11 protein-coding genes and 1 tRNA gene are annotated in these 13466 nt (G+C 58.6%); 2 read left to right on the forward strand and 10 right to left on the reverse strand.

Going from position 1 to position 13466, the window contains the following annotated elements; all coding sequences use genetic code 11:
- Nucleotides 1–51: 51 nt before the first annotated feature.
- Nucleotides 52–128: transfer RNA gene (locus QEH54_RS16860), tRNA-Met, on the reverse strand.
- A 252-nt stretch (nucleotides 129–380) separates the two neighbouring features.
- On the opposite strand from QEH54_RS16860, the gene rpsB reads away from it, so the two are divergent.
- Both rpsB and tsf read left to right on the forward strand, forming a co-directional pair.
- On the forward strand, nucleotides 381–1250 hold the full coding sequence (rpsB, locus tag QEH54_RS16865; RefSeq protein WP_309019882.1) for a 30S ribosomal protein S2: 870 nt from the start codon (nucleotides 381–383) through the stop codon (nucleotides 1248–1250).
- Between the two features lie 134 nt (nucleotides 1251–1384).
- The gene (gene tsf / locus QEH54_RS16870; RefSeq protein WP_309019883.1) at nucleotides 1385–1987 is read left to right on the forward strand and encodes a translation elongation factor Ts; all 603 of its coding nucleotides are present in this window, start codon (nucleotides 1385–1387) and stop codon (nucleotides 1985–1987) included.
- Between the two features lie 256 nt (nucleotides 1988–2243).
- On the opposite strand, the gene QEH54_RS16875 is transcribed toward tsf, so the two are convergent.
- The 9 genes from QEH54_RS16875 to QEH54_RS16915 all read right to left on the reverse strand — a co-directional run bounded on the left by QEH54_RS16875 (nucleotide 2244) and on the right by QEH54_RS16915 (nucleotide 13037).
- Nucleotides 2244–5045, reverse strand: a complete 2802-nt coding sequence (locus tag QEH54_RS16875) for a chemotaxis protein CheA (protein ID WP_309019884.1) — start codon at nucleotides 5043–5045, stop codon at nucleotides 2244–2246.
- Between the two features lie 55 nt (nucleotides 5046–5100).
- Nucleotides 5101–5469 carry a response regulator gene (locus QEH54_RS16880; RefSeq protein ID WP_309019885.1) on the reverse strand — a complete coding sequence of 123 codons (369 nt, stop codon included), beginning with the start codon at nucleotides 5467–5469 and terminating at the stop codon, nucleotides 5101–5103.
- Nucleotides 5470–5485: 16 nt separating this feature from the next.
- Entirely contained in the window at nucleotides 5486–5767 is a 282-nt protein-coding gene (locus tag QEH54_RS16885) for a hypothetical protein (protein ID WP_309019886.1), read from the reverse strand.
- Nucleotides 5768–5772: 5 nt separating this feature from the next.
- Nucleotides 5773–6135: a response regulator gene (locus QEH54_RS16890; RefSeq protein WP_309019887.1), complete on the reverse strand. Its 363-nt coding sequence runs from the start codon at nucleotides 6133–6135 to the stop codon at nucleotides 5773–5775.
- A 6-nt stretch (nucleotides 6136–6141) separates the two neighbouring features.
- On the reverse strand, nucleotides 6142–6987 hold the full coding sequence (locus QEH54_RS16895; protein ID WP_309019888.1) for a protein-glutamate O-methyltransferase CheR: 846 nt from the start codon (nucleotides 6985–6987) through the stop codon (nucleotides 6142–6144).
- Nucleotides 6974–8044, reverse strand: a complete 1071-nt coding sequence (locus QEH54_RS16900; RefSeq protein ID WP_309019889.1) for a HEAT repeat domain-containing protein — start codon at nucleotides 8042–8044, stop codon at nucleotides 6974–6976. The genes QEH54_RS16895 and QEH54_RS16900 overlap by 14 nt, the downstream gene beginning before the upstream one ends.
- A 4-nt stretch (nucleotides 8045–8048) precedes the next feature.
- A complete protein-coding gene (locus tag QEH54_RS16905; protein ID WP_309019890.1) occupies nucleotides 8049–9140 on the reverse strand; it encodes a chemotaxis response regulator protein-glutamate methylesterase in 1092 nt (363 codons plus the stop codon).
- 94 nt (nucleotides 9141–9234) lie between these two features.
- On the reverse strand, nucleotides 9235–11100 hold the full coding sequence (locus QEH54_RS16910; RefSeq protein WP_309019891.1) for a chemotaxis protein CheW: 1866 nt from the start codon (nucleotides 11098–11100) through the stop codon (nucleotides 9235–9237).
- A 20-nt stretch (nucleotides 11101–11120) separates the two neighbouring features.
- Complete coding sequence (locus QEH54_RS16915; RefSeq protein ID WP_309019892.1) at nucleotides 11121–13037, reverse strand: methyl-accepting chemotaxis protein; 1917 nt, start codon at nucleotides 13035–13037, stop codon at nucleotides 11121–11123.
- Nucleotides 13038–13466: the final 429 nt, after the last annotated feature.

A 13466-nucleotide genomic window follows, 5' to 3' on the forward strand; every position in this document is an offset into this window, starting at 1 on the left:
AACTCCACCCGAACATGGAGGAAGCCGACCTCTTTCGAGATCGGCTTCCATTGGGTGCAGGGGCTGGATTTGAACCAGCGACCTTCAGGTTATGAGCCTGACGAGCTACCAGACTGCTCCACCCTGCATCTGCAGTTGCTAAACTGTTAATCTCCGCTCTGGTGCTCGGAGGAGGCGTACAAAGTGAGATTCAAAACCATGTGTCAATGAATTTTCTGAAAAAGGTGAGGAAAACGGGGAAATTCCCGCTTGCCATGAGTGGGCCGGGGGGTACCTTTCTCGCTTTTCTCAAAACAGAACCATCAACCGATAACATCAAATACTAGCATGTAAGGCGGCATTCGTGACGCCTCGCCCTCGCGAAAGGGTGTTTTTTTATTATGAATATTGAACTAACTGATCTACTCGACGCTGGAGTGCACTTCGGCCACCAGGTGAAGCGCTGGAACCCGAAGTCCAAGGCTTTCGTTTTCGATCACCGCCAGGGCATCTCCGTGATCGACCTCGCCAAGACCTACGAGGGCTTGCAGAAGGCCTACGATTTCATCGAGGAAGTCGTTTCCAAGGGCGGCGAGATCCTGCTCGTGGGCACCAAGCGTCAGGCTCAGGAAATCATTCGTGAAACGGCGGCCAACACTGGCATGCCGTTCTGCGTGAATCGCTGGATGGGCGGCACGCTGACCAATTGGAAGACCATCACCAGCTCCATCTCCAAGTACAAGAAGTATCAGAAGATGGAGGCGGACGGCAGCTTGGCCAAGCTGCCAAAGAAGGAAGGTTCGGCCATCCGCCGCGAGATGGCGCGTATGCACCGCAATTTCGAAGGCATCGTGAAGATGGAGAAGCTTCCGGCGGCCATGTTCGTGGTCGACGTCAACTACGAGGACATCGCGGTCGCCGAGGCGCGTCGCACCAAGATCCCTGTAGCGGCGATCGTGGACACCAACTCCGACCCGACGACCGTCGACTACGCCATCCCTGGCAACGACGACGCGGTGAAGTCTATCCGCATCATCATGGAGACGGTGGCGGACGCGATCGAGGCTGGTCGCGCCAAGCGCGCCTCTCGCATGGCTAAGGGCGGCGCCAAGGGCGAAGCGGCAGCTGCCGGCGCCGAGATGGTTGCGGCCAGCGAGGAAGCGGCTCCTGCGACGGAGGCAGCTCCTGAAGCTCCGGCTCCGGAAGCGGCTGCAGCTCCAGCGGAAGCGGCCCCGGCCGAGACTGAAGCGAGCGAGAAGGCGGACAGCTAAGCCTTTTCCCATTTGTCACGAACGCGGCGTTGCTAGGTCAACGCCGCCTTCGTTTTCTCAACTAGAATTTCTATTCAACCAATTCGCGGGCGCTGATCGAAGCCCCGTTTCAAATCCATCCACTTCGAAAAGAAATGAGCGTACAAATCACCGCTAAACTAGTAGGCGAACTCCGTGGCCAGACCGGCGCTGGTCTCATGGACTGCAAGAAGGCTTTGACTGAAGCCGACGGCGACCTGGAAGTCGCAGCTACGATCCTGCGCAAGAAGGGCATCGCTTCCGCTGGCAAGAAGGCTGGCCGCGCCACTTCCGAAGGATTGATCGAGTCCTACATCCACTTGGGTGGCAAGGTCGGCGTATTGATCGAAGTCAACTGCGAGACCGATTTCGTGGCCAAGACCGATGACTTCAAGGCCTTTGTCAAGGACCTCTGCCTGCACATCGCCGCGGCGAGCCCGGTATGCGTCAGCCGCGAGCAGGTGCCTGCTGAGCTCATCGAGAAGGAGCGCGAAGTCGCTACCGCTCAAGCTGAGGGCAAGCCTCCCGCCGCCATCCAGAAGATCATCGAGGGCAAGCTCAACAAGTACTACGCTTCGGTTTGCTTGCTGGAGCAGCCTTTCGTGAAGAACTCGGACCAGACCGTTCAGGACGTTTTGACCGAAAAGATCTCCAAGCTCGGCGAGAACATGCAGATCAACCGCTTCGTGCGCTACCAGATCGGCGAAGAGCAGAAGTAGATCGTTCGACGCGCTTTGCTTTTATCAAATCGGCTCCCTTTGCGGGGAGCCTTTTTTTTGTCCCGCTTCTCGGGCGGGCTCGGCCTCTTGGCGCAGGGAGATGCGGTTGGAGAGCTGCCCATCGCGGCGAGCGATGCCTTGAAGCGAGGCGGGTAGAGGCGTCGAGCGAGTCCGTTTCGGTGTTTCTCCCGAAGGGGGCAGGCCTTGCCGCATCGATTTCCCTAAACCTCCAATCGATGCATCGAGGTCCGCTTCATCAGGAGCGAAGGGCTGCTTCGGCTGCTTCGCTGGCTTTCTTGAGGTAGAAGTTGCGCACTTCGTGGGCGTTGAAAACGGGCACCACGCGACCGTCGCCCATGATGCTCACGCCGGAGAAGAGCTTCACGTTCGCAAGTTCGCCGGAGAGCGGTTTGACGACGATTTCCTCCTGACCCACGAACTTGTCGACGATCAGGCCCAGTTTTCCCTCTTGGCTGTCCACGAGCGCCACGTTGAGCAATGCGGGCATCTCGTCCGGCTCGCGAGGCGTTCCGAGCAGCTCTTGCAGATCCACGAGATCGACCACTTCGTTGCGAATGCTTGTCATGCGGGAACCTCCATGGGAGCGGATGTTTCGAGTGAAGACTTTTTCCAGCGAGGCGACATTTTCCGTCGGTAGCAGGTATTCCTCGGCGCCGCTTCGCAGGAGAATCGCTTCGGAGACCAGGAGGCTGGTGGGAAGACGAAGGGTGAAGGTGGTGCCGACGCCGAGGGCGCTGTCGATCTCGATGCTTCCGTGCAGCTTTCGTATGTTATTTGCAACTACATCCATGCCAACGCCGCGACCGGAGAGGTCGGTGATGGCCTCTGCGGTGGAGAAGCCCGCCCGCATGATCAGTTCGTAGGCGGCGTTGTCCTGCATGATGGAGGCTTCCTCCCTGCTGATCAGGCCTTTTTCGATGGCCTTTTTCTTGAGCTTTTCAGGGTCGAGGCCGCGGCCATCGTCTCGAATCCTGATTGCTACGGCGCTGCCCTCGGTCGCTGCGGAGAGGGAGATGGTGGCCACCGGTGGCTTGCTGGTTCGGGAGCGTTCCTCCGCGGTCTCGATGCCATGATCGAGGGCGTTTCTCAAGATGTGAACGAGGGGGTCGCCGAGCTGTTCCACCATAGACTTGTCGAGTTCCGTCTCCTCGCCCTTGACTACGAATGCGATTTCCTTTCCCAACGATTTGGATACGTCGCGAACCATGCGAGGAAAGCGTTGGAAAAGGCCCCTCAGCGATCGCATGCGAATGGACATCACGGCGCTTTGCAGCTCGTCGGCCAATCGGGAAACGTTTCCCCCGGCTTCGCGCAGCTCCTGAGCCACGGAGGTGAGGCCATGGTCGTCGAGCACGGATTTGGCGATGAGGGGGAAGGCTCCGCGAGCGACGAGCAGCTCTCCAACCGCTCTCATTAGTCGATCGATCTTGTCTTCGTCGACTCTGAGCGATGACTTGCCCTTTTGATCTGCAGTCGCGTTCGAGTTGGCGGCGGTTTCGCTTGCGGACCGCGGAGTGGCATTGGTCTGACCTGATTGTTCCCTGTTGGAACGGGCTGCCGAATCCAGCTTTTCCAAAGTCCCTTCGATGAGGGACGACAGCATGTCAGCGTTTTTGGATACGGAGTCGCACTCGTTCGCGAAGACCGCGCAAACTTCGGCGACTTCGGATTGGTCCACGGCTTTCGAGGCTCTGAGAATATTGGCGACGCCTCGCTTTATGATCGGAAGCTCATTCGACAGAGTCTCCTGGGAGAGGCGCGACTTGCAGTCGGCGAGCATGGCGATGCTCTGTTCAAAGATATTGTGAAACGCCTCTTCCTGTGGGGGCCGATTTTCGACGGCGCGGGTGATCGGAGCGTCGGCGAGCTCGGCTGGAGGAAGTCCGAGGGCCGACAAAAGATCGGGCTGCGTCTCTGCGGGCTGATAGCGAAGGATGAAGGATCGATAGAGTTCGCGGATCGTTCGGGCGAGGGCTTGCATGGTCGCGACGCGTTCCGGAGCCGTCTGAAGCTCACCCTGGCAAAGCGTTTGGTGGGCGTATCGCTCGCCCGCTCGCGCCAAAGCGTTGATGCGGCGCAGAGGGTGGGATTCCCTCGTCGTTTGGCCTGCCGAACTGAGCAGAATGCCGGCGTTCCCCTTGAAGGAGTGCAGGGCGCGCTCGATGCGGGTCCAGGGCTCCTCCGTGTCGAAGCTGTCGCGGCAGGCGCGGATCGCTTCGTTGATCGTGTCGAGCAGCTCCTGGCTTTCGCCTTCGAAATCCTCGAGCGTGTTCGCATCGAAAAGACCCGGGGCGTTCGATTCTTCGTCCATCAGGCGGGTGTCGCGTTCGATCGAAATGTCGGCATCCATTTCGACGAAGGAAAACACTTCACGCACGTCCTCTTCGGATGCTTCGCTCACGAGCTCGATCTGCCAGGACAGGTAGGTCTTCTCGTGGTCGAATGTATCCAGATTTGGGATAGCGCAGCGCGTGGAGAAGCTCGCGTGACCGATCTCCCTGAGTTCGTCAAGCACGCTTACCGGGTCGTTTCCGAACTCCATGAAGGATTCGTGAGGGCAGAAGGTGATGGAATAGATTCCGATTTCCCTGGCAGGAGAATCTGCTTCGGAAGGCGTCCCTCTGGTGGTGGACGCTTGCTGAGCGGGCAGCAGGCGGCGAAGCTCCCTCAAGATCGGGTCGTCTTCGACCGCGGCTTTATCGAAGGCATCGGATGGCTCTTCGGATACGAAAGCCGTTATTTGGTCGACCGTTTTGAGCGAGAGTTCGATCAACGCGTGCGAAACCTGGAGCTTGCCTTCGCGAGCGAGATTGAACGCGTCCTCAAAAACGTGGAGGAAGGCTGCCAGCTTGAGAAAGCCAGCGCTGGAGCCAGAACCCTTGAGCGTGTGCAAACTGCGGAAGACCCGATCGATCAGTTCCGAGTTGCCTTCGTCGGACTCGAGTTGGAGCAGGCTCTCTTCGAGATCCGTCACGAGCTCCTCGGCTTCGATGCGAAACGAAGCCTGCATCTCGCGCATGATGGCGTCTGTATCCATATTCTGGGGAAGTGATGAGGTTGACGGTTTCGGCTCTGACCGGTCAACTGCCGCTTCAGTTGGGCAACACGCGTTGCACGACCTTCTGCAGCTGGGCCGGTTGGAATGGCTTGATGATCCAGCCGGTGGCGCCTGCTTGGCGTCCGGCCATCTTCTTGCTCTCCTCCGACTCGGTGGTCAGCAGAACGATAGGCGTGCGGCGGTAGTTTGGCATGGCCCGCAGCTGACGCGTCGTTTCGATGCCGTTCATGATCGGCATGTTCACGTCGCAGATGACGAGATCCACTTGCGTGGACTTCAGCTGGTTGAGCGCTGATTGTCCGTTCTCCGCTTCTAGCACTTCAAACCCGCATTGCTTCAGGGTGAGCCGCACCATCTGGCGCATGCTAGCTGAGTCGTCTATGGTGATCGCTTTACGAGACATTGTAGTTGTTTTTCGGTTATGGTTTTGTAAGGGCTGGTATTCCCCAACGCTTGAGCGCGTCGTTGAAAAATGGATCGTCGTGACTGTGAAATGTGGAGGCGGATTGGGCGGCCGATAGGGCGAACTGCACGACCGCGGTGTCGACGCTTTGGGCCTCCGCGGTGTCGAAGCGTAGGTCGGTGCAGTCTTGAAGGGCTGCTTTCAGCTGCGGCAGGGCGTGCGCCACGTCGTCCATGGCGCAGCGTTCGGCGAAGACGAGAGTGGTGACGTTTTCGGATTGTGAAACGGTGATAGGCATAATCTCTAGCGACCGAGCATTTTGACGTTTTCCAGCAGCGTCATAGGATTGCAGGGTTTGGTGATGTAGACGTTGGCTCCGGCCTCGTAGCCGAGACGCATGTCCTCGTCCTCCTTTTCGGTGGAGATGATCGCGATAGGGATCTCCTGGTATTCCTCTTCCGCTCGAACGCGGCGGATGAAGTCGTATCCGTTCATCCCTATCATGTTGATATCGGTCAGGATGACATCGTAGGGCGTCTTGAAAAGCAGCTCCAATCCCTGGGCGCCATCTTCCGCTGTGCCTACGGTGAATCCGGCGCTCTGCAAGATGCTACGGTGGTAGTTGCGGGCGGTCAGGGAATCATCGACTACGAGTACTTTATTCATAGCGGATCAGGATTTCGAATACACGAGATGGTTGTTCATTTTCTTGAGATGGAATGCGTTGGAGATTCGCCCGATTGACTCGGAGTGACCGAGGAAAACGTAGCCATCTCGGTTCAGCGCGACATAGAAGTGGTCCACCACGTTCTTGCGAGCGAGCTCGTCGAAGTAGATGAGCACATTGCGGCAGAAGATGAAATCGTAGCCACGGTGGCGGCGCATGGCTCGTCGATCGGAAAGGTTGAGGTGTTCGAAGCGAACCAGCTTGCGGGTGTCGGGCAGCACCGTGTGTTCCTTGCCGTTGAACTGGAGGTGACGCCCGTAGTAGTCCTTCGGAACATGCTTGACGGAGCGATCGAGGTAGTAGCCGGTCTTGGCCCGCTCGAGCGCTCGCGTATCGACATCGGTAGCGACGATCTCGATCTCGAACTCGCGATAGTCGTCGAGCACCTCCATCAGGATGATGGCGAGCGTATACGGCTCTTCTCCGGTCGAGCAACCCGCCGACCAAATGCGCAGCGTGGCGTCGCCTTGCTTCCGTTTCTTTTCGTAAACTTCGGGAAGGCAGCTGTTCGCGAACGCTTCCAGCTGCTCGAACTCGCGAAACATGTAGGTTTCGTTGGTCGTGATGAGATCGGTGAGAGCCTGCAGTTCGAAGCCGTCTCTGTCCGCGTAGCGTAGGTGGTGGTAGTATTCCTTGAAGCTAGATATATCCAGAAACTGGAGACGTTGCAGCACCCGCTTTTCGAGAAAGGCAGCCTTGTTGTCTCCGAAGTGAATGCCCAGTTTCTCGCGTATGAAGTCGCGCAGTCGCGTGAAGACTTCGAAAGGGATGGTCTGGCTAGCCGATTGCATTTTCCAGGGCCTCCTTGGTTTCGGGGTCGCGTTCGATGCGAAGTCGTTTCTCCAGTTCAGAGAGGAGCGCGCTTTTCGCTGCCGAGCCATCGATCGCTTCGGTTGCCAAAGTGCGAACGCGGCTGCTGGAGCTGTTCAGAGCTCCGGTCAGAAGCTGACGAGCCTGCGGAGTTTGGGATCGCTTGACGAGCAAGTCGAGAGCGTTGTCGATGGCGCAGTCGTCGAGGCTTTGCTCGAACAGCGCCTCGTACCAGGGATGCAGGCAGTCGGGCAGGGGGAGGTCTGGAAAGCGCTGCAGCAAGCGCGATATGCCCTCGGACAGCACGCCGTCCACCTGGCCAGGGCAGGTTTCGAGCAGGGCGATCAAGTAGTCGAGATCTTTCTCTTGGCCGTGGGCTCCGTAGAGACGAGCGATCCATGGCAGGTAGAAACCTTCCTCTTCACGCAGTTCGCTGAATCGAGCTTTGATCGCTTCGAAAGCCTTTGGCGAGTCGAAGTTAGAAAGGGATTCCAGGATGCTGGATACGAGCATGGGTTCCTGTTCGGCCTTCAGCAAACGAAGAATGTGATCCTCTAGTTCGAGCAGCTGGCGTTGTCCCGCGTATTCCACCGCTGCGATGCGTACGTTGATATCCTCGTCTTCCAGTCCCATAGCCATGAAACGGCAGCAGTTTTGAGGAGAAAACATCATCGCGGCATCGACGATGAACTTACGGATGTCCGCGTCGCGCTCTGACGAATACAGGCTTTCGAGAAACGAGCAGTTTCGCTCGCCCTTGCTCTGGAGCAAGCGGACTGCGGCGTTGCGGGTGGCAGCGGCGCCGCTGTAGAGCCAGTCGCAGACTCTTTCCACCAGAAGAGGGGAGTCGAAAGTCAGCAACGCTTGGTTGATGGCCTCGCGAACCGCGATCGAATCGTCGCGCTCGAACTGCTTGATGAGCGGGTCGATGGCCGTGTCGTCTTGTAGGTGCGCGAGATCCTCGGCTGCGTAGATGCGCTCTGTTTCGTCCTCGTGCTTGAGGCCTTTTAGAAGGGTGTTCAGATCGAGCGCCTCCATGTCCTTAACGGGTTGCGAAGTGGTTGAGCGCCGCGTCGGCGATGCAGTGCAGAGGCAGCGCTTCGCAGACGCCACCGCGTTCGTAGGCGGCGCGCGGCATCCCGTAGACCACTGCGGTTTCTTCGCTTTCGGCGATGGTGTAGGCTCCGCCATTCTTCAGTTCCAGCATGGACTCCGCTCCGTCGTGACCGATGCCGGTCATCAGGATGGCGATGGTGTTTTGCGGTCCGAACGCCTTTCCGACAGCTCGGAACATGACATCGACCGAGGGTACGAATAGGCTCTGCGGTTGCGTAGGGCACCGCATGGTGATCGAGCTGTCAGACCGGCGATGCGGCACCATGTGGCGACCGCCTTGTCCAACGTAGCATACGCCAGAGCGTATGCTCTGCCGCGCTCTGGCTTCCTCTACCTGTATCGAACATTTGGATGCGAGCCTTTTGCTAAACGATGAGGTGAAGTTTGCGGGCATGTGCTGCACTAGAAATATCGCTGCATCAAGATCGGCAGGAAAGCGTGGCAGCACTTTCTGGATACTCGTCGGACCGCCAGTTGAAATGCCAATCGCGATCGCGCGCGTCGGAGCAGGCGTTCCTCGATCGATCGGTTCCTGCTCGGCCGAAAAGTCGGGCTCGAAGATGGCCTCCGGCTTACGAGCGCTGGCATCGTCGCTTTGCTGCTTGAGATCGGCTTGGGCAGCGGCCTTTATTTTTTCGATTAGCTCGTGGGCAATCGCTTGCAAGTCGCGGGAGTCGTCACCATCCGGTTTTGCGACGCAGTCGAAGGCGCCCAGCGAGAGGGCTTCGATGGTTGCGTCGGCGTTTCTGGGGGTGTGGGTCGAAACGACGATGGCCTGGCAATAGCCTTCCGTGAGGATTTGCTTGAGGGCCGAGAGCCCGTCCAGTCGCGGCATGTTGATATCCAGCGTGATAACGTCAGGGCGGTATTCGCGAGCCATGTTGACCGCGTCCGCGCCGTCGCGGGCGATCGCCACCACCTCGATTTGCGGATCCGATTCGAGCAAGCGGCAAATGGCTCTGCGAGTCAGAGTGGAGTCGTCCGCGACGATGGCTCGGATTTTCCTTGGGATGGGCATGGACGAGGTATGGATTCGTTCGTTTTCGTTATCGGGAGATATCGCGCGAAGTTCGCCGGGAGATTTCAGTTTAGTGTAAAACGCGTTGAAAACGTCACTCGGCGGCTTCGGTTTCGGTCTCGCTTAACAGTTTCTTCAAGTCCAGCGCCACGATGATGCGCTTCCCGCCGTTCGCTTTCGCTATCCCTGAGACGAAGCGTGTGATCGGGGCCCCGGAGGTTTCTTTGGGAGGGCCGGTGACGACATCGGCCGGGACGCGAAGCACGTGGCTGACGCTGTCGACCAGCAGACCCGTCTTTTGCCCTTCCACGTCCGCCACGATGATGCGTGACTTGTCATCGTTTTCCTTGTCTTCGAGCTGCAGGCGCTTTCGGAGGTTTACCACGGAGAGGACCTCGCCACGGAGGTTGGCGATTCCGTCGATGTAGTCCGGCGCATCGGGGACGGGGGTGATGCGCGTGAGGCGATCGATCTCGCGCACATGCTGGATCAACGCTCCGAACTCGTCGTCTCCCAACTTGAAGCAGACTAGCTGTAGTTCTTCTGCGGTTACACTTGACTTAGCGTTCATCTCTTTGGTTGGCGTTTTTTCCTTCTTGGTTTGCGCTTCGCTGATGGAAGCTTCCAGTTCGGCTCGTTCGCGGGCGGGAATGATGCGTTCTGGGTCGAGCATGAGAGCCATGCGTTTCCCGGCTTCCATCTTGGCGACTCCCGCCAGCTCGATGCCGGACTTCTTCGAGAGCGAGGGGGCCTCTTCGAAGCAGGACAAGGGGATCGCCTTGATCTCGCGCACGCGATCGACTTGCAGTCCGACCTCCATGGATCCGGAGCGCGCGACGACGATTCGCTGGTCCGCTTTCGCTCCGGTTTGAATCAGCCGAGAGCATTTGTCGAAGGCCTGCGAGGTGGCGGAGATGCTTTCGCGGAACCGTTGCTCCTGCTTTTCGCAGGTTTTTTCCGACAGCGTCCTCGCTTCCGAGAGGCAGGCAAGCATGGAGAGTCGCAGCTGATCGTAAGCCTGGTTGAGCGAATCGTTCGACGATCTTAGATCGTTTGAATCGGCGATTTCGAGCCCTGACAGAAGGTGGTCATCGGAAAGCGAGCCTTTGGCCATGTCTTCAATCAGTCGATCGCTCCAACTCTCGAAGGAGAGCTTCAGGAGACTGAGCTCCCTCTGACGCTGCTTCTCTATGCTCTGGCGTCCCAGGATCTTTCTGAGATCGATAACGGGCAGGACATTTCCTCTCAGCGAGAGAAAACCGCTTAGGAAGGCAGGCGCGTTCGAGGGGCGCCTGGGATCGCGGATACGAATGACCTCTTGGATTTGCTCGATGGGCAGACAGTATTCCGTCGAGTCGATTTCGAATAGGACAACCTGTCGCGTCTCTTCGGATACGTATTTAGGTTTTCCGCTGGTCTGTTTCACGGTTTCCGAAGGTGCCCGCTCGAAGAGCGTAGGATCGATCTCGATCTCGCATATCTTGTCCGTGTCGAGGTTCATCACGATGCGGCTTCCATCGTCCAGACGAGCCACGTTTCGCAAGTATCGACCGTTTGCGGAGCTGATGGATTGCGGCGCGTCCTCGATGTGCTGGCGATCTATCCTTCGCACCGAGTGCACCGCATCGACGATCAACCCGGTCTGTCGCTTGGCTCGGTCGATGACGAGGATGCGCGACTTGTCGCCGAGGTCGCTGACGGCTGCGCCAAATTTCTTTCTCAGGTCGACGATGGGAAGAATCTCGCCGCGCAGGTTGGCGACTCCTTTTACGTGGGCGGGAGCGAGTGGAATGCGCGTGGCGCGGATGGGGCGAACGATTTCCCGAACGTCAAGGATGTCGAAGCCGTATTCTTCCGCCCCGACCTGAAAGGTGACGACTTGCGAAGAGGTCTCCTCCTCTTGCGAGGCGTGTCGCTCAGCATGGGCGTCGCGCGAATCGCTGCCTGTATCGGTTTTCATGGTACGACACGTAGCAACGACTAGCTGAGGTGCTGCAATTCGTCCGCCTGGTGAGCGATGTCCTCGACCGCGTTGGCGATTTCGGCTGCGGAGTTGGCTCCTTCGCTGGCGGCGCGAGCGGCGGCTTCCGTTTCCTTGGATACGTCCTCCGCTGATTGGCTGATCGCCTTGGAGGAAGCCAGGGCTTCGTCGAGCAGGTTCACGGTCGACGAGCTTTCGGATTCGATCTCCTTGATGCTATCGGAAATGCGCGAGGTTTCGCTGACCAGCTGGTTCAGGCTGCTGAGCGTGGCGGAGGCCCGCCCGGCCTCTTCGCTGGAGGTCTTCGCGGCGCGATGGATCTCGTAGGAAACCTCTGAAATCTGGTCGGAGATGCTGCGCACCATATCCTTGATCTTGTCGGCGTTTTCCGAGGATTCGTTGGCCAGCGAGCGTATGTCCGCTGCAACTACGCTGAAGCCTTTTCCGAATTCACCCGCTCGGGCCGCTTCGACGTTTCCATTGACCGCCAGCATGTTCACTTGGATGGTGATGGTGACGATGGTATCGACGATCTTGTCGATCTGGCGCATGCGGTTGCGCAGCTCCTCAATGTTTTTGGCCGAGCGGTTTCCGACGGAAGCGGATTCCTCGATGTCTCGAATGAGGTCGGCGATGTTCTGGTTGTTTTTCGAGAGCAGTTCGCAGGTGTCATCGGCGAGGGCGCTGCTTTCTCTGGCGACTTCGCTCATTTCTCTCGCTTGCTCGTCGAGCTGGGCGCCGACCGTGATGGAGTCTTTGGAGGCTTGGGTCTGTCTCAGGATGGCCCGATTGATTTCCGAAATGGCCACGGAGATCTCCGCTGCGGACGCTCGGATCTCTTCAGCGTTGGCGGACATCTGCTCGGCTGCCGCCGCGAGCTCCTCGGAGCTTTTTTCGGAGTCGTCCGAGTCGCTGAGAGACTGTGCCAGACGGGTCATGGCGCGGGCGGCTCCGGCCATTTCCGCGAAGGCCCGGCTTTCCTCCTGCACCGCTTTGGAGGATTCTTCGGCCGATGAGCTGGCTTGCTCTGCGGCGCTGGCGATCTCCTCGGCGTTTCGCAAGTAGTCGAGCGCCGCGGCGTTGGTGAGCTCGGCGGAGTTCGCGATGCGTTGGGCAGTGTCGAAGATGCCATTGAAATTGGTCGAGATTGAGCTCAGGTCGCCGGTGATGACTTCGGCTTTGCCGATTTCTTCCTCGGCCTTGGCGGCGGCGGTTTCGGTGTCGGCTGTGACGGTTTTGACCTGATGCTGAATTTGCTGGACGACGTCCTGGATGGCGCGGGCGCTTTTTTCGGAGAGCTCCGCCAGGTTTCTTACTTCGTCCGCGACCACCGCGAAGCCTTTTCCGTGCTCTCCGGCCCGAGCCGCTTCGATGGCCGCGTTGAGGGCGAGCAGGTTTGTCTGGTCGGCGATGCGGGCCACCGCGTTCACGATGTTGCCGATCTCGTCGGACTGACGTTCCAGCTCGGCGATCTTTCCGGCGGATTCCATGTTGGCCCGAGCGGTGTTGTTCACTCCGAGGATCAGTCGCTGAATCATCTCCGAGGTGTCGGCGGAGCGGTTCTTCAGATCCCTGGCCTGATCCATGGCGTTCTTGGCTTTGGCGCTGGAGCGGGTGGCCGTTTTTTCGATGGATTCGATAGCGACTCGGGCCTGGTCGGCGGCGTCGGCGGTGCGGCTGGAAGCGGAGCTCACCTTCGCCATGTTGCTCTCCAGGGTGCGGACCGCGTCGGTGGCGTCGGTGATGCTGTTCGTGACCTCTTCGGTGGCGTTGAGGAGCGTGCTTACGATGGATTGCAGTCGCTGCTCGTTTTCGCTGCGAGAGATCCTGGCGGTTTTTCTTGCCGGTCGCTTGCGAGGCGAAGAGCCGTTGCTGTCGCCGTTCGGGTCGTTGGGTTTCGCTAGGGATTTGACCATGGGAATAGCGGGGTTCGTTGACGTTTAGCTTTTTGCGTGGTTGGATTCGAGAGTTGGGAACGGTGGCGAAGCGGGTGCAGGCTTCCATCCAACGGGAATGGAGCTTCGCGCAGGCTTTTCGCAAGCGCCCCCCCGGTTTTTACGATAAGCTTAAAATCGCCGCCTGCGGGCTCGGGCTCGAGAGCGGTATCTGACCTGGCTCAAGGGGCAGCGGTATTCGCAGCCGCTCCGATTGGCTCAGCGAGTGGGCGCTCCAGGAGTTTCGTCGCTTGCATGCCCTTTTCGAACGGTTTGCGTCTCCGCCTCGCTCCTTGCCGAAACCTCAAGCCGGTGCGCGTTGAAAGCGCTTCCTCTCACATAGGAATTGCGCGGTCAGCGAACATTTGTTGTATTTTAACTTCGGATCACAGGTATCCGCTTTTCCCGAAG

It is taken from the genome of Pelagicoccus sp. SDUM812003 (assembly GCF_031127815.1).
Lineage (GTDB): Bacteria > Verrucomicrobiota > Verrucomicrobiia > Opitutales > Opitutaceae > Pelagicoccus.